This is a genomic window from Roseomonas aerilata DSM 19363, assembly GCF_000711725.1.
In the GTDB taxonomy this organism is placed as follows: domain Bacteria; phylum Pseudomonadota; class Alphaproteobacteria; order Acetobacterales; family Acetobacteraceae; genus Roseomonas; species Roseomonas aerilata.
In genome coordinates this window covers 91,355-118,109 of sequence record NZ_JONP01000003.1, presented here as the reverse complement: position 1 = coordinate 118,109, position 26,755 = coordinate 91,355, and the positions used below count along the sequence as shown (strand labels likewise).

Here is a 26,755-nt window from a genome sequence, read left to right as displayed (position 1 = left end):
TCCCGTTCTTGCTTCGCTAATCGGCACGCATATCCGCGCGGCGGACCACCTCGCCCCAGCGCGTCCGCTCGGCGAGGATGAAGTCGCGGAAGGCCTCGGGCGTGCCCGGCGAGGAGACCGCGCCCTCCGCCTCCAGCCGAGGCCGCAGCGCCTCTCCCTTGAGAATGCGCGCGGACTCCGCGTTCAGCCGCTCGACAATCGGGCGCGGCGTGCCGGCCGGGGCCAGCAGCCCGTACCACTGCGTGGCATCGAAGCCGGTGACGCCCTGCTCGTCCAGCGTCGGGATGTCCGGCGCCCCCGACAGCCGCTCGCGCGAGGAGACGCCGAGCGCCCGCAGCAGCCCCGCCCGCACCGGCGGCAGGGCGGGCGGGCCGCCGGTGAAGGTCAGGTCGATGGTGCCGCCGATGAGGTCGTTCATCATCGGCGCCGTGCCGCGATAGGGCACGTGCGTCATCTCCGTGCCGGTCGCCAGGTTGAAGGCGGCCATGGCGATGTGCGCGGCCGAGCCGTTCCCGCCGGAGCCGTAGGTGAGCGCCCCCGGCCGCCGCCTGGCCAGCGCGATCAGCTCCTGGATCCCGCCCGTCGGCATCTTGCGCGGGTTCACCACCATCACGTTCGGCACCACCGCCGCCAGCACGATCGGCGCAAAGGAGGTGACGGTGTCGTAGGTAAGGTTGCGGTAGAGCGAGGGGTTCACGGACAGCGTGCCGATATGCCCCATCAGCAGGGTGTAGCCATCGGGCGGCGCGTGGGCGACCACCTCGCACCCCACCGTGCCGCCAGCCCCGCCGCGGTTCTCCACCACGAAGGGTTGGCCCAGCGCCGACTGCAACTCGGCCCCCAGCGCCCGCGCGATGATGTCGGTGGAGCCGCCGGGGGTGAAGGGCACCACGATCCGCACTGGCCGGTCCGGCCACCCCGCCTGGGCGCGCGCCTTGCCGGGGAAAGCCGTGAGAGCGGGGGCGGCCAGCAATCCGCCGAGGAGGGCGCGGCGCGAGGGAATGGGCGGTGGGTAGTGCGGCATGGGGCGTCCTCCTGCCCGTTCTCGGCCGGGCTGCGCACAGCCTAGCCGCGGCACGGGCCGGGAAATCCATCACTATTTCCGCCTGACCTATACGCTCCGGGAATAGGCGCGGCCGCCGTTGAATCCGCCGCGCCCGGCATGACGAGGGGGCAACAACCGTCTAAGGATGGCGGCATGCGCCGCCCGCGGACAGGCCTTGCCCGCCTCCTCGCCTGCCTGCTGCTCCTGCAATGGGCCGGCGCGGTGCTGCCGCAGGCCCGCGCGATGGCCCGCATGGCCACGGCGCAGGCGGTCGAGCTCTGCACCCATGAGGGCAAGCGCCGGGTCCTCCTCGACGAGAGCGGCGCGCCCATCGAGGCGGCGCAGGATGCGGGCTGCTGCACGCCTGGCCCGGGCCCGGCATCGGTGCCGCCCGAGCCGCTCCGCCTCGCGCGGCCGGTGCTCTACGCGCTGGCCACCAGTGCCGAAAGCCGGGAAGGCCTGCCCGCAAGCCCGCCCCGCGCGCCGCCGCAGCAGCCCAGGGCTCCGCCGCAGCGCTGATCCCCCGCGCGCCGGTTCCGGCGCCGCGCTGCCCTTTCGTGCCCATCCATTCGCCGCCGCGCGTCGGCGGCACGCCTCGCAAAGGCATCCCCATGCTTCGCCCGATCACCGCCGCGCTCGCGCTCGGCGCCGTCCTCACGGCCGCGCCCGCCCTCGCGCATGTCACGCTCGACCAGGCCACCCTTCCCGCCGACAGCAGCCTGCGCCTCGTCATCCGCGTGCCCCACGGCTGCGCCGGGGCCGCGACGACCGGCATCCGCCTCCAGGTGCCGCCCGAGCTGCGCGGGGCGCGCCCGATGCCGCTCGCCGGCTGGACCCTCACCACCGTCATGCAGGGCGGCGCGACCGTCGCGGGGGAGCACGGCACCGTCGTCGTCCCGCGCGAGATCGCCTGGGCTGGCGGCCACCTGCCGGACGACCAGTACGGGGAGTTCGTCCTCCTCATCCGCACCCCAGCCGAGGCTGGCGCGACCCTGCACTTCCCCGTGGTGCAGGACTGCGAGGGCGGGAAGGTCTCCCGCTGGATCGAGCGCCCCTCGGCCGCCGAGGAGCGACCGCGCTCCCCTGCCCCTTCGCTCCGCATCGTTCCGAAGGGCTGAGCCGCGGTGGCGCGCGCGCCCCTGCTACGCCGCGCGCGCCGCCTGCTCGGCGCGCTGCTTCTCGCGGCGCCGATGCTGACGATGGCGGTGCCGGAGGCGCTCGCCCACGCCGCACTGGTGGAATCCTCCCCGGCCGACGGCGAGGTCCTGCCCGCCGGTCCCACCTTCCTGTCCCTCCTCTTCGACGAGCCGGTCACGCCCCTCGCCCTGCGCCTCCTCGGCCCCGCCGGGGAGGTGCCGCTGCGACCGGCGCCGGGGCCGGCCGGCACCCTCCGCGCCGCCCTTCCTGCGGGCCTGGCAGAGGGCACCTACATCGCCAGCTACCGCGTCGTCTCGGCGGACGGCCACCCTGTCGGCGGGGCCCTCGCCTTCGGGCTGGGCACGGCGCCAGCCCCGGCGCCAGTGGGAGCGTCGGAGGACGCGGGCTGGACGGATGCTGCCGCGGTGTTGCGCGGCATCTTCCTCGCGGCCTTTGCCATCGCCGCGGGCGGCGCCCTCTTCCGCATCTTCGTGGAGGAGGTGGCGCCTGCCCGGCGCCGCTCCATGGCGGCCATCGCTGCGGCGGGGGCAGCGGCCGCGCTCGCGGCCCTGGCCGTGCAGGGCGGTGCCATGGCGGCGTTGCCCTTTCCCGCTGGCCTGGCCGATCCCTCCCTCCTCGCGCTCGGCGCGGGCTCGGCGCTGCTGCCGCGCGCCGTCGCCACCTCCGCGGGCATGGCGCTGCTGGCGGCGTCGCTGCCCTTCACCGGCCGCCTTGCGCGCGGAGTGGGCCCTCTCGGCGCGGTGCTCGCCGCCATCGGCCTCGCCCTCTCCGGCCACGCGGCGGCAGGGGGCGCTGGAATGCAGGCGATGCTCGCGGCCCACGCGCTGGCCGCCGCCTACTGGCTCGGCGCCCTCTGGCCGCTTCTCGCGATCCTCTCCGAACGCGGCGCGGGCGCCCTGCCCGCCGTCCGCCGCTTCGCCGCCCTCGCCATCCCCGCCGTCGCCCTGCTGCTTCTCGGTGGCACTGTTCAGGCGTTGGGGAACCTGCCGGGATGGGGCGCGCTGTTCGACACGGGTTACGGCGGGCTCCTGCTCGCGAAACTGGCGGGCACGGCGGCGCTGCTCGCGCTTGCCACGCTAAACCATTTCCGCCTCACGCCCGCCCTGCCGGGCTGCGGCGGGCGGCCCCTCGCGCGCAGCATCCGGGCGGAGGCCGCGATTGGCCTTGGCGTCCTCGCCGCCACCGCCTTCCTCGGCGTCACCCCGCCCCACGCGGCGCCCCATCACCCCGCGGCCGTGCCGACCGGCATACAGGCCACCGCCCAAGCGGCCGGGATGGCGATGCGGCTGGAGGTAACGCCCGCCCGGCCCGGCCCGAACCGCCTTACCCTGCACATCCAACACCCCGACGGGCGCCCCGCCGATCCCACGGAGGTCTGGCTGGAACTCTCCCAGCCCGCGGCCGGGGTGGACGGGTTGCGCCGGCGGATGCGGCCGGAGGCGCCCGGCCGCTTTGTGCTGGAGGGGCCGGAACTGGCCGTGCCCGGGCACTGGACGGCGCGCGCCGAGCTGCTTCTGGGCGATTTCGACCAGGGGGCTGCCACCTTCGGCGTCGAGGTCGGCCCCGCGCCGTAGCGTCGCCTACCGCTCGCCCCCGAGCGCGCTCTCGTGCCAGCGGCGGAGCAGCAAGTGCGAGAGAAGCGACAGCACGAGGAAGATCGCGACGCCTGAGAGCGAGATGAGCGCCAGCGCCGCGAACATCCGGGGGATCTGCAACTGGTATCCCGCCTCCAGGATCCGGTAGGCGAGGCCCGAGCTGTTCCCGCCCGTCCCCGCTACGAACTCGGCGACGATGGCGCCGATCAGCGACAGCCCGCCCGAAATGCGCAGCCCCGCGAGAAAGAAGGGCAGCGCCGCCGGCAGGCGCAGCCCGACCAGCGTCTGCCAGCGCGAGGCGCCGAGCAGCCGGTAGAGGTCCAGCAGGTTCCGGTCCGTGCTGTTCAGCCCGATCGTGGTGTTCGACACGATGGGGAAGAAGGCGACGATCCAGGCGCAGACGAGCAGCGCCGCCTGCACGTTGTCCACCCAGATGATGATCAGCGGCGCGATGGAGACCACGGGCGTGACCTGCAGCATCACCGCATAGGGGAGGAAGGTCATCTCCACCCAGCGCGACGCACTGAACAGCATCGCCAGCGCGACGCCCGTGACCACCGCGAGCAACAGCGCCAGCAGCGTGATCCGCAACGTGACCGCGAGCGAGCCGAGGAGGGAGGTCCAGTTCTCCGCCAGCGTCTGCCCGATCGCGACGGGGCCGGGCAGGATGTAAGGGGGCACCTCGAAGTGCCGCACCGCGAATTCCCAGGCACCGAGCGCAACCAGCCCCATCAGCAGCGGCGCGAGGATGCGCGGCCAGGTGCCGCGGCGCAGCCCGAGCAGCCGCGGCTCGCGCGGCAGGGCAATACCCTCCGCGCTCATGCCGCCATGGCCCCCTCCAACGCGCCGGAGACGGTGCGGCAGAGCGCGGCGTAGGCGGGCGAGGTGCGGAAGGCTTCGTTGCGATGGCCCGGCGCGTCGAGCCGGATATCGGCGTGCAGCCGCCCCGGCCGCGCCGCCATCACCACCACACGCTCCGAGAGATAGACGGATTCGAACACCGAATGCGTAACAAAGACGGCCGTGAAGCGCCGCGCTTCCCATAGGCGCAGCAGGTCGTTGTTGAGGCGGAAGCGCGTGATCTCGTCCAGCGCCGCGAAGGGCTCGTCCAGCAGCAGCACCTCGGGTTCCGTCACCAGGGCGCGCGCGATGGACACGCGCATCCGCATGCCCCCCGAAAGCTCCCGCGGGTAACTGCCGGCGGCATCGGCCAGGCCCACGAGCGAGAGCATCTCCCGCGCCCGCCGGTGGCGCTCCGCCTTCGGCACATGCGCGAGGCGGAGCGGCAGCGCCACGTTGTCGAGCGCGCTGCGCCACGGCATCAGCGTCGGGTCCTGGAAGACGAAGCCGAGGCTCGGCCGCGTGCCGCCGCGCCAGGCGATCCCCCCGGCGGTCGGCGGATCGAGGCCCGCGATCATCCGCAGCAAGGTGCTCTTGCCGCAGCCGGAGGGACCGAGAAGGCTGACGAAGCCGCCCGCCTCGATCTCGAGGTCCACCCCCGCCACCGCCACGGTGCCGTTCGCGTAGCGCTTGCCGACGCCGCGCAGCGCGAGCAGCGCGGCGGGCGTCGCGCCCCTGTCGAGGGCCGCACTCATGCGGGGGTGGTCGGGATCATGCGGCCTCGCCCTTAGCCGGGCCGCGATCCTTCCACCACCCCTTGGTCGCGAAGCCGGCCCCGGCGCTGGCCGAGACCGAAGCCTCGTCGATCGCGAGCTTGCCGGGGTTCAGCAGGTCATAGGGGTCCATGCTGCGCTTGAAGGCAATCTCGATCCCGTCCACCGGCTTCATGCCGCCCTCCCGCACGAGGAAGGTGTGGTTGTTGGCGGCGATGGCGCCGTCCGCCTGCATCCCCTCGTTCACCGCCGCCAACTGCGCGTCGTCCGCATAGGGAAAGATCGGCGCGCCCTGGAAGGCGACCGCCCCGTCGATCCGCTTGGCCTCCAGGTGCATCGGCCCGAGGTCGCGGAAGCGCTCCGCCGAGCGGCCGATCATCTCCACCAGCCCCGGGTCGCGGTAGAGGCCGACAAGGCTCACCTGCCGCCGGTCGGTCTTGTTGATGTGCAGCCGCGTGTGCCCCCAGGAGAACTCATAGACCGGTGCGCCATAGGGTCCCTCCCCCTCCGCGGCGAGCGAGGCGACGGTGCCGCCGAAATCGCGCGCCAGAACCTCCAGGCTCTCGACGAAGGGCGCCGCGACCATGGAGAGCACCATGTGCTCCCCCTCCCGCCCCACGGCCGCGAGCGGGGGGATCATGCGCGCGATCGGCCATTGCTGAACGGAGACGAGCTTCTTCACGATCCCGTCCGAAACAGTCAGCGCGTGGGCGAAGCGCACGGCCTGCATGAAGTCAGGAAAGAGCGTCACCGCCTCCGTCCAGGGCCAGGCGGGTGCCAGCGGCATCTCTACCTCCAGGATGATCCCGTTGGCGCCATAGGCGTGGTGCGGCAGGTTCACGTCCGCCCCGCGAAGCTCCACGACCCGCGGCTCCTCCTCCACGCTCAGCACCTGCAACCCGAGGATGTTGCCGGCGTCGCGCAGGATGCCGTAGGCGCAGCTCCCCACCCCCGCATGGCCGCCGCCTATATAGCCGCCGATGGTGCCGGCCCGCCGGGTGGAGGGGTGCATCCGCAGTTCCCAGCCCGTCGGCCGCGTCACGGCGTCGATGTCGATCATCCGCGCCCCGCATTCGGCCCTCACCTTGCCGTCCCGCGTCCAGAGCACCCGGTCCAGCGCCGTCAGGTCCAGCACCGCCCCACCTTGCAGGGGAATGCCCTGGCCGAAATTCGCCGAGCCGCCGCCCCGCGCGATCAGCGGCATCCGCGTGCGTGCGGCGGCGGCGGCGATGCGGACCACCTCCTCCCGCGTGCGGGGGTTGAGGATGGCGTCCGCGCTCCGGTCCCGCGCCTCCCGCTTCAGGATCGGGCTGAAGGCGCTGCTCATGTCGCGCGAGCGCTGGCGGACGAGGACCGGGTCCGTCGTGACGGGCACGTCGCCGATGGCGGCCAGGAAGGGCGCGAGGCTGGGATGGGTCATGGCGGGCTCGTCCGGCGGTTTGCTGCATTGCAGAACGGCCGCCCGGCTTTGGGAAGTGCAAAGCGGGGCCAGGGGTACCTGCGGAGGCAGTGGTGCCGATCCCGGCCGGCAAGTCCCGGGCGGGGGCTCCCCCCCGCTCCGGCCCTGGCGCCCACGACGCCGGTCAGTCCATGCGCGCGCCGCTTGCCTTCACCGCCGCCGCCCATTTCCCGCGTTCCGCCGCCACGAAGGTCGCGAACTCCGCGGGGCTGTCCAGCGGCACCACCTCCGCCCCCCGGGCGCGGAGGCGCGCGACCGTCTCGGGATCTCGCAGGCCCCGGCGGTAGGCGGCATTGATGGCGGTCACGGCCGCCGCCGGGGTGCCGGTGGGCGCGAAGATGCCGTCCCAGGCCGCCACCTCGAAGCCCGGCAGGACGGAGGCGACGGTCGGCAGGCGGGGGTGGCTCGGCAGGGCTTCGGCGCTCGTCACGGCCAGGGCACGCACGGCGTTGCCCTCCATCACCGGCGCCGCGGCGGGGATGAGGTCGATGCCGAGGTCCACGCGCCCGCCCGCGAGGTCCGTCATGGCGGCCGCGTTGCCGCGATAGGGAACATGGAGGATGTCCACGCCCGCCGCCGCGCGGAACATCTCGGCGGCGATGTGGCCCGTCGTGCCGTTCCCGGCCGAGCCGTAGCTCAGCTTGCCCGGATTGGCCTTCAGGTAGGCGATCAGCTCCGGCAGCGTCTCTACCGGCAGGTCCTTGCGCACCACCACGACGAGGGCGATGCGCGTGAGGGCGGCGACAGGGATGAAGTCCGCGTCCGGCCGGAAGGGCAGGCGCGGGTAGAGCGCCTCGTTGATCCCGTGCGTGCCGTTGGTGCCGTAGAACAGCGTGTAGCCATCGGCCGGCGAGCGCGCCGCCGCCTCGGCGCCGATATTGCCGCCCGCGCCGGCACGGTTCTCGATGACAACCGGTTGCGGCAGGTTGGGCTGCGCCGCGAGCGAGGAGAGGCGGGCCAGCGTGTCTCCCCCGCCGCCGGGCGGGAAGGGCACGATGAGGCGGATCGGCCGGTCGGGGTATGACTGCGCGAGTGCGGGTGCGGCGAGCAGGGCTGCCGCGCCGCCGAGGAGGATGCGGCGGGACGCTTCCATCTCTTTCTCCTTCTTGCCGGCGCTAGACCGGATAGGCTTCGAGCAGCTCCACCGGATCCCCGTAGGTCTCCGCCAGCGCCCGCACGGCGGGATCGCGCAGCGAGAGAAGATAGCCGTCCTCCACCATCGTGCGATTGCCCGCCATCACGGTAGCGTCGAAGGTGACGAGGTCCATGTGGATATGCGGCTCCTCCCAGTTCGGCATCACGCGTCGGAGGTATTCAGAGGGCTTGAGCGCGTTGATGCCGAAATGCAGCGCGCCCGGGGAATTGGGGCCGGCGGGATAAATATCGAAGCGCGGCGCCTTCGGGTTGTGGCCGCAGCCCACCTCCTCCAGCGTGCCGCCGATGAGGTAGTCGCGCATGACGTCGGCCTCCCAGCCATCGCCGTGCACCGCATGAACCACGTCGTCGCGGAACTCGACGCCGAGCGGTTCCTTGAAGGGCTCGTCGAAGCCCACGGCCCATTGCGGCCAGATCGTGCCGGTCACGCCGATTTTCTCGTCCGGCTGCAGCCCCACCATGTTCGGCTCGAACAGGTTCGGCCCGTGGGTCGGCAGGTAGTGGACGTAGCAGCCGTCCTGGTCCGCCACGTTCTGCCCGCGCCAGCGGTTGTGCGCGCGCATCTTCTTCAGCATCGCCTCGCTGAAAGGCACGCGGAAATCGGTGCCGCGCGGGTCGGTGATGCGCAGCGTGAAGTCGCCGGCCTCGGGGAACATGCGGCCTGTTGCGCGGATGATCTCGCCCAGGAGTTCGACGGGGAACCCCGCCTGGGGCGTGTGCAGCAGGTCCAGGTCGCGGAAGAAGGTGATCTTCACCCAGCGCTGGCCCTTATTGCGCCGCAGCCCGATGCAGTAGGGATCGAGCACTGAGGCGAACCAGGTGGAGACGACGAAGGTCGCGCGCTCCAGCAGCGGCTTCGCCTCCTCCGGCACGGTCACGTAGCGCGTGGAATCCCCCATGTAGGAGATGAAGGTCGCGCCCCGCCCGCGCGCCAGGCCCTGCACGGCCTGCACCACGCGCGGGTCGAGCAGCGGGTCCGTCAGCATCACCACGTGGTCGCCCGGCCGGATCGCCATCACCCGGCAGAAGTTGTCCACCCCCCGCATGTACGAAGCGGTATCCGCCACCGGGTGCTGGATCTTCCGGGGCAGGCCCCGTCGGGTGGAGGACGCCATGATGTCCTCGACCCGGTTCTGGAAGGCGGTCATGGCGTCGTCTCCTGTGCTGCTAGAGGCGGAAGGATTCGAGCGAGGCGGGGTGGAACAGCTCCTCCGGCTTCAGCCGGCGGGAGGAGAGCCCCTGGGCGTGATGCGCCTCGAGGAAGACGTCCAAGCCTTCGCGGTTCGCCTCCAGCCCGTAGGACCAGAAGTCATCGCCCATCAGCTGGCGCGCGTGCTGCAGCCGCTCCTCCACGAAGGGCAGCGTGACCTTCGTCGCGGCCGTGTTGGAGAGCCGCGCGAGGGCGAAGGACTTCGCCTCCTCGAAGGCCTTCACCAGCGCGCCCGGCAGGTAGCGGTGCCGCTCGGCCACGTCCTTGCGGATGCCCAGCACGTGCATGATCGGGAAGATCTTGTGCTTGCCGTACCACTCGGAGGCGGCGGCCACCGGATCGGCCCAGAGCCGCCCGACCTGCGGGTGCCCACGGTCGAAGCAGGAGGGCGCGCGCGGGCCGATCACCGCGTCGATCGTGCCGTCCGCCAGCGCGGAGGAGATGGTGGCCCCGGCCGGCAGGCTCTCCAGCCGCACGTTCGCGGGCAGGTTGAGGGCGATCTTCTCCTCTCGCCCAGGATGCTCGTAGCCGCCGCGCACCCAGGTGATGTCCTCCGGCCGCACGCCGTATTCCTCCAGGATCACGCGCACCCAAACATTGGCGGTAAGCTGGTATTCCGGCACGCCAACGCGCCGGCCCTTCAGATCCTCGGGTTTCGTGATCCCACGGTCCTTGCGGATATAGACCGAGGTGTGACGGAAGGCGCGGGAGGGAAAGACGGGCACGGCGATATAGGGGCAGTCCCCGTTCGCCGTCTTCACTGTGTAAGAGGAGAGCGAGATCTCGCAGATGTCGAAATCCGCGTACTTGAACGCGCGGAAGAAGATCTCCTCGGGGTCGAGGATGGAGAAGACGGGATCGACGCCGTCGATGCGGACATTGCCGTCCACGAGGGGACGGATCCGGTCGTAGTCGCCGATAGCCAGCGAGAGGCGGAGGTCGGACAAGCTTCTGCTCCTGAAAGTTTATCGCCACAGGCCAGGGCGGCCGGCAGCGCGGTCAGCGCCCTTCAGGCGCGCGGCGCGCTGGCCGCGGCGGCGAGGATGGCCAGGAGATCGTTCTCCGCCGCCGCCGCCGAGGCGTAGCGCGGCTGGGTGGTGACGAGCGGCGCCCCCGCGTCGTGCGGGCTGTAGATCTCGAGGTAGTAGTTGCCGCTGCGCTCGTCGCGCACGGGCTCGATGCGGATCAGGGCCATGGGCCTCTCCTCACTCCGGCTGGATGCGGGCGGCGCGGATGATCGCGGCGTTGCGCGCCGCCTCCGCCGCGATCTGGCGCGCGGCCTCGGCCGGGGTCTCGTTGATCGGGGTGCAGCCGATGGCCGCGAGCCGCTGGATCACCTCCGCGTCGCGCAGCGCGGATTGCGCCGCGGCGCAGGCGGCCTCCACCCGTGCCTCCGGCAGGCCCTTGGGCCCCCAGATGCCGCACCAGCCCTCGAACAACATCTCCGGCTGCCCCGCCTCCGCCATGGCCGGCGTGTCCGGCATGGAGGAAAGGCGCGCGGGCGCCGTGACGGCATAGGCGCGGAGCTGCCCGCCCTGGATCATCGGCAGCACGGCGCCGACGGGGGCGAACATCAGCGGCACGGCGCCTGAGATGACGTCGTTGATGGCCGGCCCCGTGCCCCGGTAGATCACCGTCGTGACCTCCACGCCCAGCCGCTGCCCGAGCGCCGCCGCGCCGAGATGCCCGACCGAGCCGAGCGAGGAGCAGGCGAAGGTGAAGTCGTTCGGCTTCGCCTTTACCGCCGCGAGCAGCGCGCGCGGATCGGCGGAACCCGCCGCCTTCGCCCCGCCCACGAGGACGTAGGGAATGCTGACCGTGCGCGTGACGGGGGTGAAGTCCTCCGCCGCGTCGAAGGGCACGCCGCGCTGAACCAGGCGCAGGATCGGGTGGACCTCGTTCGAGTAGAGCAGCGTTGTGCCATCGGGCGCCGAGCGCGCCACCTCCTGCGCGCCGATCGCACCGCTGGCGCCGGAGCGGTTCTCGATCACGCAGGTCTGGCCCAGCGCCTCGCCCATGCGCGGCGCCATCAGCCGGGCGGTCACGTCGTTCGTCCCGCCGGGGGCATAGGGCACGACCAGGCGCACCACACGGGTCTGCGCGCGCAGGGCACCGGGGACCAGGACCGCGGCGGCGGCAAGACCCAGGGCGGCACGCCGCGTGGGGGCTGCTGGGAACATCGTTTCTCTCCCGGGATTCGTTGCGGGCATCATGGCGTGCCCTGGTGCCGGAGCGCCACCTCCCTTCCCGTCCGCGCGGACACGAGAAGGGAGAGGCAGATCTCGGCCGTGGCCAGGCCCCAGGCGCCGTCGTGCAGGGGTGGCACGGCCTGGAAAATGGCCGCGTGGAGCTCGTCGATTACCTCCGCTCGCGGCACGTCCGGCGGCGGCAGCGGCTCGAAGCGGCGCTCGTCGTCGGCATAGATCGCAATCCCACGCGGCGTCGGCCGCAGATCCGCGCGCTCGCAGGAAGCGATGACAAGGCCGAAGTGGTTGTAGGCGGGCGGGGCCGGCGTGCTGCGGGCTTCGGCCGCCCCGCTGCCCCGCCCATAGGCGCGGCGCTCCTTCAGCGCCGCCTCCTCCTCGGGCGAGGAGACAGCGCGCAGCGCGGCGCGGGCGGTGCCGTAGGCCGCGGCGTCGCGCGGCGTGCCCATCTCGCCGATCCAGTCCTGGAACTCGTCGGTATCAAAGTGGCCGTGGCCGTTATAGGTGAGCGTGGCGGATAGGCCTTCGCCGAAGTCGAGCAGCGCGTTGTAGGCGCCCTCGGTCCCGCGCGCGCGGTCCCACACCGTCGCCACCGCGCGGATGGAACGGGCGGGGCGGCCGGCCAGCAGCCGCACCACCTCCACCTGGTGCGGCGCCTGGGAGAAGATGGCGCCGCCGCCCTGGGAGGTGTCCAGCTCCTCCGGCCGGCGCGGGCGGTAGAGGTAGTCGGTGAAGTTCATCGCCGTGATCATCCGCACCGCGCCGAAATCCCCGGCCCGGATCATCTCCCGCGCGCGGAGATAGGGCGCGTCGAAGGAGTGGCTGTGCCCGACGAGCAGGTGCACGCCCCCCTCCCGCGCGGCTGCGATCATCGCCTGGCAGTCCTCGATCGTCAGCGCCATCGGCTTCTCGACCAGCACGTGTTTGCCGGCGGCGGCGGCGGCTCGGACATGGGCGACGTGGAACCCATGGGGGCTCGCGATATAGACCGCGTCGAGGTCGGGATCGGCGCAGAGCGCCTCGACACTGTCATACACCCGCGCGCCGAAGTCGTCGGCGAAGCGGGCTCGGGCCTCGGGGCGCGGGTCGGCGGCGGCCACCATCTCGACCCGCGTGTCGCGCGCCAGCGTCGGCAGCATGAGCATGAAGGCGCGGCCGAGCCCTGCCACCCCCAGCCGGATGCGCGGCGCCCCGCTCAAAGCTCGATCACCAGCGTGTCGGTCTTCGCGCGGGAGACGCAGATCATGAGCTGCGACTTCCGCTCAGCCGGCGTCAGAACCATGTCGCGGTGGTCCACCTCCCCCTCGACGTAGCGGGTGCGGCAGGTGCCGCAGGTGCCGCTCTCACAGGAGGAGGGAAGCTTGCGGCCGTGCAGGCGCAGCACGTCGAGGATCGTCGCCCCGACCGGCACCTCCAGCGGCGCGCCCTCCCGCCCGACCTGAACGGTGAACGGCTTGTCGTCATCCCTTGGACGGACAAGGTCGGAGCCGAAATCCTCGAAGTGCACGCTGTTCTCCGGCCAGTGCCCGGTCATGTCGCGCACGGCGTCCATCAGCGGCCGCGGACCGCAGCAGTAGATGTGCTCCTTGGTCGGCTCCTCGAAGACCGGCCAGAGGTCGTAGGCGTTCTCGGGATCGCCTTCGTCGTGGTGAATCACCACGGCGTTGCTGCCGGCGAAGGCGGGGTCCGAGACCTCTCCGTGGAAGGCGGTGCCGGCGGTGTGCCGCGTGAGATAGAAGAGGCGGAAGGGCTTTCCGCCGGTGGCCTTGAGGTACCGGATCATCGCGAGGATCGGCGTGATGCCGATCCCGCCGGCGACAAAGATGTAGCCGGGCGCGCGCGTGTCCAGCTCGAACAGGTTGCGCGGCGCCGAGACATCCAGCGTATCGCCCGCCGCCACCCCGTCCACCAGTGCGACCGAGCCGCCACGCCCACGCTCGTCCCGCTTCACGGCGATGACATAGCGGTCGCGCTCGTGCGGGTCGTTGCAGAGGGAGTAGTTGCGCATGGCCCCGCCGGGCACGCGCACCGAGAGATGCGCGCCGGGAGTGAAGGGCGGCAGCGGCGCGCCCGCGGGATCACGCAATTCAAAGAGGTGGATGCCTTCGGCGGCCGGCTCGGCGCGGGTCACGCGCAGCGCCAACAGCTCCCCCTCGGCGGGTGCGTCGGACATGCCCTCTTTTCCTCCAACACCGCGGCCTGGACGTGGCGATACGCTTAGAAGGCTAAGTTTGTTCTGACAAGGCCGGCTCGCAGGCGCCGGATCATCACGCTTGGCGGAGCAGATAGGAGGGCACTTCCCGGTACGTGCCGTTTCTCCTTGACCCGTCGGACGCCGCGCATAAACTTAGGGTCCTAACTACTTGCCGGCCCCTCCCGCGTTCTGGCCGCCCCTTACGGAGCCCCCGCCCCATGCTGACCGCCGCCGAGAACGAGACCCTTTGCCGCGTCGAGGGCGATGCCCCCATGGGCCGCCTGATGCGCCGCCACTGGGTGCCCGCCCTCCTCTCCGAGCAGGTGGCGGAGCGCGACGGCAAGCCTGCCCGCGTCACTCTTTTCGGCGAGAAGCTCGTCGCCTTCCGCGACAGCGAGGGCCGGCTCGGCGTGCTCGGCGAGTTCTGCGCGCACCGCAAGGCCTCGCTTGCCTTCGGCCGCAACGAGAACTGCGGGTTGCGCTGCCTCTATCACGGCTGGAAGTTCGACGTGGAGGGCAACGTCGTGGACATGCCCTCCGAGCCGAAGGAGAGCAGCTTCGCCGAGCGCGTGAAGCAGAAGGCCTATCCCGTGCGCGAGGCCGGCGGCTTCATCTGGGTCTATATGGGCAAGCCCGAGGAGATGCCGGAATTCGAGCAGCCGGCCTGGGCGCCCACGCCCGGCGCCAACGTCTCGGCCATCCGGATCGAGCTGCCCTGCAACTGGGCGCAGATCATGGAGGGGCAGATCGACAGCGCCCACTCCTCCTCGCTCCACTCCTCGGACATGCGGCCGGCGCGGGGCGAGGCGAAGGCGCTCGACACCCACTGGGTTCGCCCCTCCACCGACAAGAACCCGCGCATCCAGGTGCAGGTCACCAACTACGGCATGCGCTACGCCGCGATCCGTCGGCCGATCATGAACGCGGCGACGCAGGATTACGTGCGCATCACCACCTTCGTCGCGCCCTTCACCGCGCTGATCCCGCCGAACTCCTCCTACAACGTCGCCAGCGTCATCGTGCCGCGCGATGACCACAGCACCTATTTCCACTTCATCGCCTGGACCGAGGAGGGGCGCCAGAACATCTCGCCCGAGGCCTGGCGCAAGTTCTGCGTGGCCGAGGTGGGCGTGGATGTGGACGCGGAGTTCCGCCCCATGAAGCGGCACGCCTCCAACGACTACCTGCAGGACCGCGAGCTGATGAAGACCGGCGACTCCTTCACGGGCATCCCGGGCATCCCCAACCAGGACATCGCGATGTGGGAGTCGATGGGCCGGATCGCCGACCGCACGAGCGAGCGGCTGGGGGCGAGCGACATCGCGGTGATCCAGTTCCGCCGCATCATGCTCGACGCCGTCGCGCGCCACGAGGCCGGCGCGGCGCCGATCGGTCTCGAGGCGCCGCACCTGCCGACCTCGAAGCTCCGCTCCTACCAGGGCGTCGTGCCCAAGACCGAGGACTGGCGCACCCTCGGCGCCTCGGAGGAGGAGGCCGCCTACCTCACGGGCATGGAGGAGGAACCCGAGGAGAAGGAGATGGCCCAGGCCGCCGTCGCCTGAGCCCGCCCCTCTCCTCCGCCGCGGCCCGGGTTCCGGCCGCGGCGCCAGCGGCGGAAGGCCGCATCGACCCCCTGCCCTTCGAGCAGAGCGTCGGCTTTCTCGTGCGCGACCTCAACCGCGCGATCCAGCGCCACCTCCAGGCGCGGCTGCAGCCGCACGGGGTGGCGCCGGGCGCCTGGTACTTCCTCCGCGTGCTGTGGGAGGAGGACGGGATCACCCAGCGCGACCTCGCCCGCCGCGTCGGCATGATGGAGCCGACCGCGGTGATCGCGCTGCGCGGCATCGAGGCCCAGGGCTGGATCCACCGCGTGCGGTCCGAGACCGACAAGCGAAAGGTCCATATCTTCCTTACGGCGGCCGGCCGGGACCTGCGCGAGGTGCTGGTGCCGGAGGCGCATGAGGTGAACGCCCTGGCCACGAGGAATCTGTCGGAGGACGAGGCGCGGATGCTGCGCGCCCTGCTGCGGCGGGCGCGGGCGAACTTCCCGGCGGGGGACTAGGCACGCGCTGCCGGCCCTGCCCAAGGCCAGCAAAGGCGCGGGAGACCGCACCTTGTTTACCGTCCGGAAGTGACTCCTCTCCAGATTGCCCCGGCAGCCATCCAAACGGCACCAGGAACCATAATGCCCCCAGCACCCGCTTCCGGATTACCCTCCCGCGCGCTGTCCATCCGCTCCTCCCTTCTCGGCACGGTCTGCGCGCTCTCCCTGCTCGCCGCCGGTGGTCTGGGCTGGCACGCGGTGGAGGACGTGGGCGTGCTGCGGCAGGCGGAGGCTGCGCGCAAGGCGGACCGGGGTGCGAACCAGTTCGCTGCAGGCCTCTTCGAGGTGCTGATGGAGCGCTTGACGACCAACAACGCTCTCCAGGCCGCGGGCCCTGCCGATGCGGCCGTGCTGCGCGAGATCGAGACCCGCCGCGCCGCCGTCGCGGCGAATTTCGGACCAGGGCTCGAAGTCCTCTCGGCGCAGGTTTTCCCCGACCGGGACGCCCTGCTGGGCAAGCTGCGCGCGGCGCTGGACAACGCCAACGAGATCAGGAAGCGTGCCGACGCCGCCATCCGCCTTCCTCGTGACCAGCGCGAGCAGGCGCTGCTCCGCGATTACATCCCGACGATCAACGCCTCGGTGAGTGCCGCCGTCGATGTCTGGTTCACGGCCTCGCACGCCGTGGCCGCCGCCGATCCCGTGCTCGCCCGTCTGGCCGTGGTCAAGGAGTTGGGCTGGCGCATGCGCGATATCTCGGGCGTCGAGCGCTCGAACATCGCCTCGACCATCACCGCGGGCCAGCCGGTGGCGGCCGACAGGATCGCCGCCAACGCAGCGAGCCGCACGCGGGTGGACCTGCTGTGGGAAATGCTGCGGAACCTGGCGCCGGAGGCCGATGCGGCCACCGACCCGGCCCTTCGCGCGGCCATGGCCACGGCGCGGCGGGAGTATTTCGAGAACTTCCGCAAGCTTTCCGACGAGTTGGTGCGAGCCGGCGCCACGGAGGCCGGCCGCTACCCGATGACCGCCGCTAACTACGTGGAGACGTCCACGCGGCAGATCGGCACGCTGCTCGCAGTGATGCATGCGGGTGGGCAGGCCAGCCAGGCGCGCGCCGCCACGCAGGTCTCCGAGGCGCGCGCGCATCTCACCCTCGCCCTCTCCCTGCTCGCCCTGTCGCTGCTCACCACCCTGGGCGCCGCCTGGATCGTGCTGCGCCGCGTGACCAGCCCGCTCTCCGCCCTGGCCACGGCCACGCAGCGCCTGGCGGACGGCGACCTGGAAGCCGCGCTGCCGATGACCGGCCGCGCCGACGAGGTCGGCCGGCTCGGCAAGGCCCTCTCTGTTCTGCGCGAGAACTCGCGCCGGGCCCGCGCGCTGGAAGGCGAGGCGGCGCAGCTTCGCGATTCGGCCGAGGTCGACCGCCGCCGGAACCAGGCCGTCCTGGCCGAGGAGGTGGAGCGCTCGCTCGGCGGGGTCGCGGCCGCGCTCGCCGCCTCAGCCACCTCCATGCGCCAGTCCTCCGGCGATGCCGCCGCCACGGCCAAGCGCACCGCGGAGGAGGCGGGCTCCGCCGCCCTCGGCGCCGGCCAGGCGAGCGCGAATGTCCAGACCGTCGCCGCCGCCGCCGAGGAGATGGCCGCGACGGTCGGCGAGATCACCCGCCAGGTCACCGAGGCCGCGACCGTCGCCCAGCGCGCCGCCGCCGAGGCGAGCGCCAGCGACGCCACCGTGCGCGGGCTGAGCGAGGCCGCGCAGCGGATCGGCGAGGTGGTGCGCCTGATCGGCGATATCGCCGGCCAGACGAACCTTCTCGCCCTGAACGCGACGATCGAGGCCGCGCGCGCCGGCGAGGCCGGAAAGGGCTTCGCGGTCGTCGCATCCGAGGTGAAGTCGCTCGCCGCGCAGACGGCCAAGGCCACCGACGAGATCGGGCGCCAGATTGCCGAGATGCAGGCCGCGACCGAGCTGGCGGTCGGGGCGATCCAGGGCATCGGCGCCACCGTGGACCGGTCGAGCCAGATCGCGGCCGCCATCGCCGCGGCGGTGGAGCAGCAGGGCGCCACAACCCGCGAGATCGCGCGCAACGTCGCCGAGGCCGCGCAGGGCACCGGCGCCGTCTCGGAGCGGGTGGCGGAGGTGGGCCGCGGCGCCCAGGAGACCACCGCCGCCATGTCGGCCCTGGGCGACGCCATCGGCGAGGTCTCCCAGCACGGCGAGGCCCTGAGAGGCGCTGTCGAAAGCCTTGCCTCCCGCCTGCGCGCCGCCGGCTGAGGCACCGCGACCCGGCTCACGCAGGAATGATCCTCCGTGGCCGGGCGTTTCCCCTCGCGCATTAGGGGAGATAGGCCGCTGCGAGCGGCCGGGGCGGTTGCGCCGGCCGCGGCGGGGCGTTACCGCGGGGGGACATAATCCTGAGATAAACTCATGTCCGTCCGCCCCGCCCTCCTCGCCGCCTCCACGATGCTGGCGGGGTTGTTGGCAAGTGCCCTGCCGGCCGAGGCGGCGCCCTACTCGGCGCTCTACGTCTTTGGCGACAGCCTTTCGGACAACGGCAACCTCGCCGAGATCCTCTACCGCCAGAACCTGCCGAACCCGCCGAGCTACAACAACAGCTTCACCAACGGCCCCGTCGCCGCCCAGCTCCTCGCGAACAGCTATGGCCTGTCGCTCACCCCCTCCCTCTGGGTCACGGGGGGACAGGACGCCTTCAACCTCTTCGGCGGAAGCGCCTACACGCCCGGCACCAACTTCGCCGTCGCGGGGGCCACCGCCGCCGCCAGCGCGGTCGGCGGCCCGCCCGCCATCAACCTGCCGCAGCAGGTGGCGGCCTTCAGCCTCTCCACCGGCTTCGTGGCCGACCCGAACGCGCTCTACCTCGTGGCGATCGGCGGGAACGATGTGCGCAACGCGGCCCGGCAGGGCACCGGCGCCGCCGCCATCACGGCCGGCGTCCAGGCAGAGGTCGCCGCCGTGGGCGCGCTCATCGCCGAGGGCGCGCGGAACCTCCTCGTCGTCAACGCACCGAATATCGGCGCCATCCCGGAATTCGCGCTCGGCAGCCCAAGCCTGGCGCCGACGGCCACGCTCCTCACCCAGGCCTACAACACGGGCCTGGCCACCGGGCTGGCCGGCCTGTCCCTGCCGCCCGGCACCAGCGTGATCCAGTTCGATCTCGCCAGCTACAACACCTCCCTTCTCGCGAACGGCGCCAGCTACGGCCTCACCGACGCGACGAACCCCTGCTACCTCGGCACCCCGCTCTCGGCGGCGACCACGCCGCAATGCGGCCCCGGCGCCGCGAACATCGACAGCTTGGCCTTCTGGGACGCCATCCACCCCACCGCCAAGGTCCATGCCCTCTGGGCGCAGGGCTTCGAGAGCGCGCTGGCGGTGAAGGTGCCTGAGCCGTCGAGCCTGGCGCTGCTCGCCACCGGCCTTGTCGGCACCGCGGGCCTCGCCCGGCGCCGCCGGAAGGCCGCCAGCGCTCAGGCGTAGGTCAGCGGCCGGCGCCGCGCCGCCAGCGCCTCGATCACCGCCACCTGCCGCGGCAGGCAGATGCGGCGGAGGTCGAAGCGCTTCTCCACGGTCCGTCGCGCCGCCGCCCGCAGCGGAGCGTGGCGCGCGGGGTCGGCCAGCGCCTCGGCCATGCGGCGTGCAAGGGCCGGCGCATCGTAGAGGTCGGTCAGCAGTCCGTTCACGCCGTCCTCCACCACCTCCTGCACCGGCGGCGTCGCGGAGCCGAGGATCAGCGCCCCGCAGGCCATCGCCTCCAGCACGCTCCAGGAGAGGACGAAGGGCACCGTCAGGTAGATATGCACGGCCGAGACGCGGAACAGCGCGTGCAGCGCCGGGTGCGGGATGCGGCCGAGGAAGTGCACGCGCGCGGGGTCCAGCGGCCCCACCTCCGCCAGCATCGCCTCCCGCCAGTTCGCGAAGCCCGCGGGCGCGCGGCCGTAGCTTGCCTTGTCGTCCCCCACGATCACCACGCGCGCCCCCGGCCGCGCCGCAAGAAGTGCGGGCAGGGCGCGCATGAAGGTCGGGAAGCCGCGATAGGGCTCGAGGCCGCGCGCGACATAGGTCACGACCTCGTCGCCCGGCCGCAGCACCGTGCCGTCCGGCAGGGCGAAGCGCGCCTCCGGATCGGGGCGGCAGATCTCCGTATCGATCCCCTCGTGCATGAGGCTCAGGCGGTTGCGGAACCACTCGGGGAAGCGGTCGCGCTGCCAGCGCGTCGGCACCGCGCCCCAGTCCGCCGCCTGCATCGAGGAAAGGAACGGCATGTTCATTGAGCGCACGCGCAGCGCGTCCTGCAACGTGGAGGGCTTGCCGGGCTCGTGCCCGACATCGGCGCCCGTCGCGCTGTAGAAGAACTCCGCGTAGAGCAGCAGCGGCGCCTCGGGGAAGATGTCCTTGAGGAAGATCGTGTCGCCCCAGCCGATATGGCCGAGCACCACGTCCGGCACGAAGCCATCGCGCCGCAGATCGAGCCCGAGGCGCGCCACGCGCTCGGCGCGCGCGAGAGCGGCCTGGGTGGGGCGCAGGCGCGGCGGCACCTCATCGCCCGGCGGGGCCGGCGGGTCGTAGACGCGAAGGTCCACCCCTTCCGGCACGGGGAAGGTGCGCGCCCCGATCCCGGCCACCCGCGTGCCCGGCCGGGACGCCAGAAAGGGGAGGATATGCGCGTACTGCCCCGGGAAGTTCGGGTGAACGAGGAGAACCTTCACGCGGCCATCCCGCGGAGGAACCGCACCTTCCCGCCCCTGCCCATGCGCACGCCCAACCCCTTTGTCGTGCCCGCAGTCTGTCGCGCAGGCCCGCGTGACACAATCGGGGGCACAACCGGGCCATGACGCCCGGGCATGGCCCGCGCCGCGCGGCGCTGACACATTCGGGGCCGATCGGAAGGATTCGCGCGATGCGGCTGCTGGCCCTGGACGGCGCATTGGCGAGCGCCTCGGCGGCGCTCTGGGAGGACGGGACGGTGCTCGCCGCCGCTCGGCGGGAAGGCGCGCGCGGCCAGCCCGCGGCCCTGCCCGCCCTCGCGGCCGAGGTGCTCCCGCCCGGCACGCGCGCGCCCGATGCGGTGGCGGTGGGCGTCGGCCCCGGCGGCTTCACGGGCATCCGCGCCGCCCTCGCGCTCGGGCAGGGCCTCGCGGCAGGCTGGGGCGTGCCCTGCCACGGCGTGACCACCGGGGAGGCGCTGGCGGCCGCGCTCCCGCCCGGGCAGGCCGCGGGGCGCGCGGTCTGGTCCGTCACCACCGCCGGCCGCGGCGGCCTCGTCCTCGAACGTCCCGGCGAGGCGCCGCTGCTGCTGGAGGAAGCCGCCCTTCCCCTGCCGCCCGGCCCCGTGGTGCTGGTGGGGGACGCCGCGCCTCAGGCCGCGGCCCGGCTGCGCGCGCGGGGGGCGGACGCGCTGCTCTCGAACGGGCGGCTGCCCGATGCGGCCGCCCTCGCCGCCGCCGCCGCCCGCGCCCTGGCGGAGGGCCGGGCGCGCCCTGCGGCGCCGATCTATGCCGAGCCGCTTGCCTTGCGCCCCGCGCCCGCGAGCCCGTGACAGAGGCCAGGATGTCCCCGCCGCGCCCTGCTGAACCCGCCGAGGTGCCCGTCCTGGCCGCCCTGCACGCCGCGGCTTTCCCGCCGGAGGAGCGCTGGGGCGAGTCCGCCATCCGCCTCATGCTCGGGCTTGAGGGCGCCTTCGGCCTGGTGGTGGAAAGGGTGGCCGGGCCCGCCGGCTTCGTCCTCGCCCGCGCCGTGGCGGGGGAGGCGGAGATCCTCACCATCGCCGTCGATCCCGCGGCGCAGCGGACCGGCCTGGGCGCCGCCCTGCTGGGCGCCGCGCTGGCCGAGGTCACCCGGCGCGGCGCAACCGTCCTCTTCCTGGAGGTGTCCGAGCGCAACGCTCCCGCGCGCGCTCTCTATGCCCGGGCGGGGGCCGAGCCGGTCGGGCGGCGGCGTCGTTACTATCCTGATCGCAGCGACGCGCTGGTGTTGCGAATCACCCCCCCTTCCGGATGAGCAGGCGGGCGGTGCCGTCCGCCGCCTCCTCCATCCCGAGCACCCGGTGCCCCTGCTCCTCCGCCGTGCGCGGAACGTTGCGCCGCGGCTCATCCCCTCGCAGCAGCACGAGCAGCACCTCGCCGGCCGCCATGCGGTCGAGAGCGAGGCGGGTGCGGACGAAGGTCATGGGGCAGGAGTCGCGAGTGATGTCGAGCGTGACCCCTGCTTCGCAAGTCCCCGCGGCATTTCCACCCACTCCCGCGCCGATCATTTCTTGCGTCATATCTGTCACCCTTAACCTTTCTCTGTTATGGAAGCGGTAGGCGATGTAGATCAGTTGCGAATCGGGTTGCCACAAAGTCCCCGTCCAGTCTCAACAGTGCATACCGTCCATCGAACACTGACACGCAGGAGATCGTCATGCCGGACAGCACGGCCAATGCCCGGGAAAGCACGGACTCCGGCGTTCTGGGGCTGACGGCGCAGATCGTGGCGGCGCATGTCTCCAACAATCCCGTCCCGCTGACGGAACTCTCGGGCCTGATCGAGAACGTCCACCGCACCCTGGCCGGCCTCGGCCGGGTGCAGGAAGCCCCGGCGCCCACGCGGCCCGAGCCCGCCGTCGCCGTGAAGAAGAGCGTGACGCCCGAGTATCTCGTCTGCCTCGAGGACGGGAAGAAGCTCAAGATGCTGAAGCGGCATCTCAAGACCGCGTACAACATGACGCCCGACCAGTATCGGGAGCGCTGGAACCTTCCGCCCGAATACCCGATGGTCGCGCCCGCCTATGCCGAGCACCGCTCCTCCCTCGCCAAGAAGATCGGCCTCGGCACCCGCCCGCGCTCGACCCGCCGCAGCCGCGGCGCGAAGGAGTAGCGCCTGCCGCAGGCCTAGCCAGGCACCGGCGGCGCACGTTCGTCGGCCGGGTCATCCAGCCCGGCGCGCCCTCTCCACCAGGGCGCCGCACCAAGCCACCGGGCGCGGTGCCTCGCCACGGCCTGCGAAGGCCAATCGTTACGGTCCGGCCGCCTCGGCGCGGGCGGGCCGCCCCTGCCCCGTTCGGCGCTCCGTTTGGCGCCGGGCCCCTCGCGGGCTAGTCTCCGCCCGAACGGGATGACCATGGACCACGCCACCGACACCCATACCAAGGCGCCGCACGGCAAGGGCCCGCATGGCGGGGATCCGACCCGGATCGAGCGCCTGTGCATCGAGCGCGGCCTGAAGATGACCGGCCAGCGCCGGTTGATCGCGCGGGTCCTAAGCGAGGCCGAGGACCACCCGGACGTGGAGGAGCTTTACCGCCGCGCCATCGCCCTCGACAGCAAGGTCTCCATCGCCACCGTCTACCGCACGGTCCGGCTGCTGGAGGAGAAGGGCATCCTCGAGCGCCGCGACTTCGGCGGCGGCCGCTCCCGCTACGACCCGGCGGACCGTGGCCACCACCACCACCTGATCGACGTGGACACCGGCACCGTCATCGAGTTCGAGGACGAGGAGTTCGAGCGTCTGGTGCAGGGGATTGCCGCCCGCTACGGCTTCACCCTCGTGCAGCAGCGGCTGGAGCTCTTCGGCAAGCGCGCCGCCCCCGCGCCCGAGGGCAAGCGCCGCGCGGCCGGCAAGGCCCCCGCCGCGCCGAAGGACGGGGGATGACAGGCCTTGCCGCCGGGCTGGGGGAGCTGCGCGCGGGCGCCCTCGGCGTCCGCATCGCGGAGAACGCGGCCGAGGTCGAGGCGGCGCAGGCCCTCCGCTGGCGCGTCTTCTACGAGGAGATGGGCGCGCACCCGGACCCCGCCACCGCGGCCTTGCGCCTCGACGTCGATGCCTACGACCCCGTGGCCGACCACCTGCTCGTCCTCGACCACGACCGGGGCGAGGGCGCGCGGTCGGTGGTCGGCACCTATCGGCTGATCACCCGCGCGGCGGCCGAGAGGGTCGGCGGCTTCTACTCCGCCTCCGAGTACGACCTCTCCCCCATCCTCGCGCAGGAGGGCGGGCTGCTGGAACTGGGCCGCTCCTGCGTGGACGAGCGGTACCGCAACCGCGGCACCCTCCAGCTCCTCTGGCAGGGCATCGCCGCCTATGTCTTCCAGCGGCGCATCTCCCTCATGTTCGGCTGCGCGTCCCTGCCCGGCACGGACCCGGACGCGCTGGCGGAATCGCTCAGCTACCTCTACGCCCACCACCTCGCACCGCCCGCCCTGCGCCCGTGCGCCCTGCCGGAGCTGCGCGTGCCGATGGACCGGGTGGAGCCCTCCTCGATCGACACCCGCCGTGTGCTCGCCGGGCTGCCGCCACTGGTGAAGGGCTATCTCCGTCTCGGGGGCTTCGTCGGGGACGGCGCGGTGGTGGACCCGCAGTTCAACACCACCGATGTCTGCGTGGTCGTGAAGACCGACCAGGTAACGGCGAAGTATCTCAAGCACTACGAGCGCAAGGTCGGCCACCAGCCCGACGACGACGCCGCGCCGCCGGAACTGGGCGCCTGAAGCCGGCACGCGCCACCATGGACGCCGCGGGGCGAGCGGGCTAACCCGGCGCGATGGACGCCCTGCCCAGCGACCCTGCCCTCGCGCTCGCCCCACCCAGCCGCCTTCGCCGCCGCACCCCTATTCAGTTCCGCCGCGCCGTGCCGGGCGGCCGGGCCTTCGACGTGATGGGGGACCGTCCCCTCGGCGGACGCCTCCGCGCCATCCGGCGCCTCCTCCTCGCGGTGCTCTGGACCATCCTCTGCATGCCCGTGCAGGCGGTGCTGCTGTTGCTGCCGGGGCGCGGCAAGGTGGCTTTCGCGCGGCTCTACTGGCGCGTGGCCTGCACCCTGATGGGGATGCGGGTGCGGGTGGTGGGGGAACGCTCCTCGGCGCCGCGCACCCTCTATCTCTCCAACCACTCCTCCTGGCTCGACATCCCCGTGCTCGGCGGCGCGCTCGAGGCGGCCTTCGTCTCGAAGGCGGAGATCGGGCGTTGGCCGCTGATCGGATGGGTGGCGCGGCTGGGCCGCACGGTCTTCGTCTCCCGCTCCCGCCGCCGCACGGGGGACGAGGCGCGGGAGATGCAGGAGCGGCTGGCCGCCGGGGATTCTCTCATTCTTTTTCCGGAAGGAACCAGCTCGGATGGCACGCGGGTGCTGCCCTTCCGCTCCTCCTTCCTCGCCGTCGCCGAGAAGGCGGAGACGATCCGTCCTGTCTCGGTTGTCTATGACCGTCTGGGTGGCCTGCCGGCCTGCCGGCGCGACCGGCCGGTCTTCGCCTGGTACGGCAACATGTCCATCGCGCCCCATGCCTGGTGGCTGCTGCGCCATGCCGGGCTGCGGGCCACGATCGTACTGCACGACCCGCTGCCGCCGGGCGCCATCCCCAACCGCAAGTCACTCGCCGCCGCGACGGAGGCGGTGGTGGCCGAGGGCGCCTCGGCCCTGCGCCAGAACCGCGAGGCGCGGCCGCTGGCGGTGAACCTCTCGTGACGAAGGCCCGGGCGGCCCGTCGCCGCGCTTGACGCGAATCCTAGCCTGCCGCGAACCTACCGACATGGACGCGCCCCACCCCCCGCGCCCGGGTCTTTCTTGACCTCGAAGGCCGCGCGCCGCACATCGCCCCATCCCGAAGCCCCCTCCCACGGTGGGCGCTCGGGGCTAGAGGGGTTTCTCTCCATATGAGCAGTCTCATCGGCCCGGTTCCGGCCGTCGCCCAGGCCCCCGCCGGGGCATCCACCGCGGCCGCCAAGCCCGCGCGCAAGCTCCTGATCCGCACCTGGGGCTGCCAGATGAACGTCTATGACAGCGGGCGCATGGCCGACATCCTCGCCCCCCTCGGCTACGCGCCGACGGAGAGCGCGGAGGAGGCCGACATGGTCATCCTCAACACCTGCCATATCCGCGAGAAGGCGAGCGAGAAGGTCTTCTCCGACCTAGGCCGCCTGCGCGAGACGAAGAAGGCCCGCGCGGCCGAGGGGCGCCAGACCGTCATCGCCGTCGCCGGCTGCGTCGCCCAGGCGGAGGGGGCGGAGATCACCGCCCGGGCGCCCTGGGTGGACATCGTCCTCGGCCCGCAGACCTATCACCGCCTGCCCGAGATGGTCGCGCGCGCCTCCCGCGCGGCCGGCGCGGTGATCGAGACGGACTTCCCGGCGGAGGACAAGTTCGACCACCTGCCCGAGGCCCGCGCCTCCCAGGGCCCTGTCGCCTTCCTGACGATCCAGGAGGGCTGCGATAAGTTCTGCTCCTTCTGCGTGGTGCCCTACACGCGCGGCGCCGAGTTCTCGCGCGGGCCTGAGGCCATCATCGCCGAGGCGCGGCAGCTCGCCGCCGGCGGCGCGCGGGAGATCGCGCTGCTCGGCCAGAACGTGAATGCCTGGGCCGGGGAAGCACAAAGCGGCGCGAAGTGGCGCCTCGCGCGGCTGCTCCGGGAACTGGCGGAAATCCCGGGCGTTGCCCGTCTGCGCTACACGACGAGCCACCCCCGCGACATGGACGACGACCTCATCGCCGCGCACGGGGACATCCCCGCCCTGATGCCCTACCTGCACCTCCCCGTGCAGTCCGGGTCCGACAGGGTGCTGGCCGCGATGAACCGGGGTCACAAGGCCGACCTCTACCTCCGGCTGGCGGACCGGCTGCGCGAGGCGCGGCCCGACATCGCGCTGACCTCCGATTTCATCGTCGGCCATCCCGGCGAGACGGCCGCCGACTTCGAGGCCACCATGCGGCTGGTGGAGCGGGTTGGCTTCGCCGGCGCCTATTCCTTCAAGTATTCCGCCCGCCCCGGCACGCCAGCCGCCGGCCAGCCCAACGCGGTGCCGGAGGCGGAGAAGGACGCGCGCCTGCAGACCCTGCAGGCCCTGCTGCGGGAGCAGCAGGACCGGTTCAATCGCGCCGTCGTCGGGCGCGTCGTCGATGTCCTGATCACCGGCACGGGGCGGCATCCCGGCCAGGTGGCGGGCCGCAGCCCGTGGCTCCAGCCTGTTCATGCAACAGGCGCAGCCCCGGTGGGCGCGGTGGTTCCGATGCAATTGCGGGCCGCCCACCCCAATTCACTCTCTGCAACCATGGCGCACCAGGAGTCTGCCGCCGCTTGACCCAA

27 protein-coding genes are annotated in these 26,755 nt (G+C 72.4%); 14 read left to right on the top strand and 13 right to left on the bottom strand.

The annotated features are described in order from the left end of the window. Nucleotides 1-16 precede the first annotated feature (16 nt). Nucleotides 17-1,024, bottom strand: a complete 1,008-nt coding sequence (locus BO39_RS04835; protein WP_043830600.1) for a Bug family tripartite tricarboxylate transporter substrate binding protein — start codon at nucleotides 1,022-1,024, stop codon at nucleotides 17-19. A gap of 174 nt (nucleotides 1,025-1,198) precedes the next feature. Between BO39_RS04835 and BO39_RS04830 the strand changes: the two genes are divergently transcribed. From BO39_RS04830 to BO39_RS04820, 3 genes are all read left to right on the top strand, one after another. After that, nucleotides 1,199-1,564, top strand: coding sequence for a hypothetical protein (locus BO39_RS04830; RefSeq protein WP_043830599.1), 366 nt, complete (start codon nucleotides 1,199-1,201; stop codon nucleotides 1,562-1,564). 92 nt (nucleotides 1,565-1,656) lie between these two features. Beyond that, entirely contained in the window at nucleotides 1,657-2,163 is a 507-nt protein-coding gene (locus BO39_RS04825) for a YcnI family copper-binding membrane protein (RefSeq protein ID WP_043830597.1), read from the top strand. A gap of 6 nt (nucleotides 2,164-2,169) precedes the next feature. Beyond that, complete coding sequence (locus tag BO39_RS04820; RefSeq protein WP_052401519.1) at nucleotides 2,170-3,777, top strand: copper resistance CopC/CopD family protein; 1,608 nt, start codon at nucleotides 2,170-2,172, stop codon at nucleotides 3,775-3,777. Nucleotides 3,778-3,783: 6 nt separating this feature from the next. Here the strand turns inward: BO39_RS04820 and BO39_RS04815 are convergent, their stop codons facing one another. The 10 genes from BO39_RS04815 to BO39_RS04770 form a co-directional block, all read right to left on the bottom strand. Next, a complete protein-coding gene (locus BO39_RS04815) occupies nucleotides 3,784-4,620 on the bottom strand; it encodes an ABC transporter permease (protein WP_052401517.1) in 837 nt (278 codons plus the stop codon). Further along, on the bottom strand, nucleotides 4,617-5,393 hold the full coding sequence (locus BO39_RS04810; RefSeq protein WP_043830596.1) for an ABC transporter ATP-binding protein: 777 nt from the start codon (nucleotides 5,391-5,393) through the stop codon (nucleotides 4,617-4,619). The genes BO39_RS04815 and BO39_RS04810 overlap by 4 nt, the downstream gene beginning before the upstream one ends. Nucleotides 5,394-5,409: 16 nt before the next feature. Beyond that, a complete protein-coding gene (locus BO39_RS04805; protein WP_052401516.1) occupies nucleotides 5,410-6,831 on the bottom strand; it encodes an FAD-binding oxidoreductase in 1,422 nt (473 codons plus the stop codon). A gap of 163 nt (nucleotides 6,832-6,994) precedes the next feature. Continuing rightward, the gene (locus BO39_RS04800) at nucleotides 6,995-7,963 is read right to left on the bottom strand and encodes a Bug family tripartite tricarboxylate transporter substrate binding protein (RefSeq protein ID WP_043830595.1); all 969 of its coding nucleotides are present in this window, start codon (nucleotides 7,961-7,963) and stop codon (nucleotides 6,995-6,997) included. A gap of 22 nt (nucleotides 7,964-7,985) precedes the next feature. Continuing rightward, the gene (locus BO39_RS04795) at nucleotides 7,986-9,173 is read right to left on the bottom strand and encodes a hypothetical protein (RefSeq protein WP_052401514.1); all 1,188 of its coding nucleotides are present in this window, start codon (nucleotides 9,171-9,173) and stop codon (nucleotides 7,986-7,988) included. Between the two features lie 19 nt (nucleotides 9,174-9,192). After that, nucleotides 9,193-10,182 (bottom strand): ABC transporter substrate-binding protein, encoded by a 990-nt coding sequence (locus BO39_RS04790; protein WP_043830592.1) that lies wholly within the window; start codon nucleotides 10,180-10,182, stop codon nucleotides 9,193-9,195. Between the two features lie 62 nt (nucleotides 10,183-10,244). After that, the gene (locus BO39_RS04785) at nucleotides 10,245-10,430 is read right to left on the bottom strand and encodes a hypothetical protein (protein ID WP_043830588.1); all 186 of its coding nucleotides are present in this window, start codon (nucleotides 10,428-10,430) and stop codon (nucleotides 10,245-10,247) included. Between the two features lie 10 nt (nucleotides 10,431-10,440). After that, on the bottom strand, nucleotides 10,441-11,415 hold the full coding sequence (locus tag BO39_RS04780; RefSeq protein ID WP_043830587.1) for a Bug family tripartite tricarboxylate transporter substrate binding protein: 975 nt from the start codon (nucleotides 11,413-11,415) through the stop codon (nucleotides 10,441-10,443). 29 nt (nucleotides 11,416-11,444) lie between these two features. Next, nucleotides 11,445-12,638, bottom strand: a complete 1,194-nt coding sequence (locus tag BO39_RS04775; RefSeq protein ID WP_043830585.1) for a Gfo/Idh/MocA family protein — start codon at nucleotides 12,636-12,638, stop codon at nucleotides 11,445-11,447. After that, nucleotides 12,635-13,612: a PDR/VanB family oxidoreductase gene (locus tag BO39_RS04770; RefSeq protein ID WP_043830583.1), complete on the bottom strand. Its 978-nt coding sequence runs from the start codon at nucleotides 13,610-13,612 to the stop codon at nucleotides 12,635-12,637. Before BO39_RS04770 ends, BO39_RS04775 begins: the two co-directional genes overlap by 4 nt. 239 nt (nucleotides 13,613-13,851) lie before the next feature. Here BO39_RS04770 and BO39_RS04765 point away from each other — a divergent pair, with 239 nt between their 5' ends. The 4 genes from BO39_RS04765 to BO39_RS04750 all read left to right on the top strand — a co-directional run bounded on the left by BO39_RS04765 (nucleotide 13,852) and on the right by BO39_RS04750 (nucleotide 19,178). After that, nucleotides 13,852-15,195 (top strand): Rieske 2Fe-2S domain-containing protein, encoded by a 1,344-nt coding sequence (locus tag BO39_RS04765; RefSeq protein WP_043830581.1) that lies wholly within the window; start codon nucleotides 13,852-13,854, stop codon nucleotides 15,193-15,195. A 101-nt stretch (nucleotides 15,196-15,296) separates the two neighbouring features. After that, nucleotides 15,297-15,695 carry a MarR family winged helix-turn-helix transcriptional regulator gene (locus BO39_RS33565; protein ID WP_052401512.1) on the top strand — a complete coding sequence of 133 codons (399 nt, stop codon included), beginning with the start codon at nucleotides 15,297-15,299 and terminating at the stop codon, nucleotides 15,693-15,695. A 123-nt stretch (nucleotides 15,696-15,818) separates the two neighbouring features. Continuing rightward, nucleotides 15,819-17,954, top strand: a complete 2,136-nt coding sequence (locus BO39_RS04755; RefSeq protein WP_052401510.1) for a methyl-accepting chemotaxis protein — start codon at nucleotides 15,819-15,821, stop codon at nucleotides 17,952-17,954. Between the two features lie 153 nt (nucleotides 17,955-18,107). Beyond that, entirely contained in the window at nucleotides 18,108-19,178 is a 1,071-nt protein-coding gene (locus BO39_RS04750; protein WP_043830576.1) for an SGNH/GDSL hydrolase family protein, read from the top strand. On the opposite strand, the gene BO39_RS04745 is transcribed toward BO39_RS04750, so the two are convergent. Continuing rightward, nucleotides 19,169-20,407, bottom strand: coding sequence for a glycosyltransferase family 4 protein (locus BO39_RS04745; RefSeq protein ID WP_043830575.1), 1,239 nt, complete (start codon nucleotides 20,405-20,407; stop codon nucleotides 19,169-19,171). The two genes, BO39_RS04750 and BO39_RS04745, sit on opposite strands and share 10 nt — an antisense overlap. Nucleotides 20,408-20,598: 191 nt before the next feature. On the opposite strand from BO39_RS04745, the gene tsaB reads away from it, so the two are divergent. Together tsaB and BO39_RS04735 are read left to right on the top strand one after the other, a co-directional pair. Then, nucleotides 20,599-21,237, top strand: coding sequence for a tRNA (adenosine(37)-N6)-threonylcarbamoyltransferase complex dimerization subunit type 1 TsaB (gene tsaB / locus BO39_RS04740; RefSeq protein ID WP_043830573.1), 639 nt, complete (start codon nucleotides 20,599-20,601; stop codon nucleotides 21,235-21,237). A gap of 11 nt (nucleotides 21,238-21,248) precedes the next feature. Then, complete coding sequence (locus tag BO39_RS04735) at nucleotides 21,249-21,698, top strand: GNAT family N-acetyltransferase (protein WP_043830571.1); 450 nt, start codon at nucleotides 21,249-21,251, stop codon at nucleotides 21,696-21,698. Here BO39_RS04735 and BO39_RS04730 read toward each other — a convergent pair. Beyond that, complete coding sequence (locus tag BO39_RS04730; RefSeq protein ID WP_052401508.1) at nucleotides 21,679-21,951, bottom strand: sulfurtransferase TusA family protein; 273 nt, start codon at nucleotides 21,949-21,951, stop codon at nucleotides 21,679-21,681. The genes BO39_RS04735 and BO39_RS04730 overlap by 20 nt on opposite strands. Nucleotides 21,952-22,100: 149 nt before the next feature. On the opposite strand from BO39_RS04730, the gene BO39_RS04725 reads away from it, so the two are divergent. The 5 genes from BO39_RS04725 to miaB all read left to right on the top strand — a co-directional run bounded on the left by BO39_RS04725 (nucleotide 22,101) and on the right by miaB (nucleotide 26,750). Continuing rightward, on the top strand, nucleotides 22,101-22,556 hold the full coding sequence (locus BO39_RS04725) for a Ros/MucR family transcriptional regulator (protein WP_043830568.1): 456 nt from the start codon (nucleotides 22,101-22,103) through the stop codon (nucleotides 22,554-22,556). A 237-nt stretch (nucleotides 22,557-22,793) separates the two neighbouring features. Next, a complete protein-coding gene (locus BO39_RS04720; protein WP_420493633.1) occupies nucleotides 22,794-23,330 on the top strand; it encodes a Fur family transcriptional regulator in 537 nt (178 codons plus the stop codon). After that, entirely contained in the window at nucleotides 23,327-24,166 is an 840-nt protein-coding gene (locus BO39_RS04715; protein ID WP_052401506.1) for a GNAT family N-acetyltransferase, read from the top strand. Before BO39_RS04720 ends, BO39_RS04715 begins: the two co-directional genes overlap by 4 nt. Before the next feature lie 53 nt (nucleotides 24,167-24,219). Next, nucleotides 24,220-25,140 carry a lysophospholipid acyltransferase family protein gene (locus BO39_RS04710; protein WP_043830564.1) on the top strand — a complete coding sequence of 307 codons (921 nt, stop codon included), beginning with the start codon at nucleotides 24,220-24,222 and terminating at the stop codon, nucleotides 25,138-25,140. Nucleotides 25,141-25,328: 188 nt separating this feature from the next. Further along, on the top strand, nucleotides 25,329-26,750 hold the full coding sequence (miaB, locus tag BO39_RS04705; protein WP_052401503.1) for a tRNA (N6-isopentenyl adenosine(37)-C2)-methylthiotransferase MiaB: 1,422 nt from the start codon (nucleotides 25,329-25,331) through the stop codon (nucleotides 26,748-26,750). Nucleotides 26,751-26,755 lie beyond the last annotated feature (5 nt).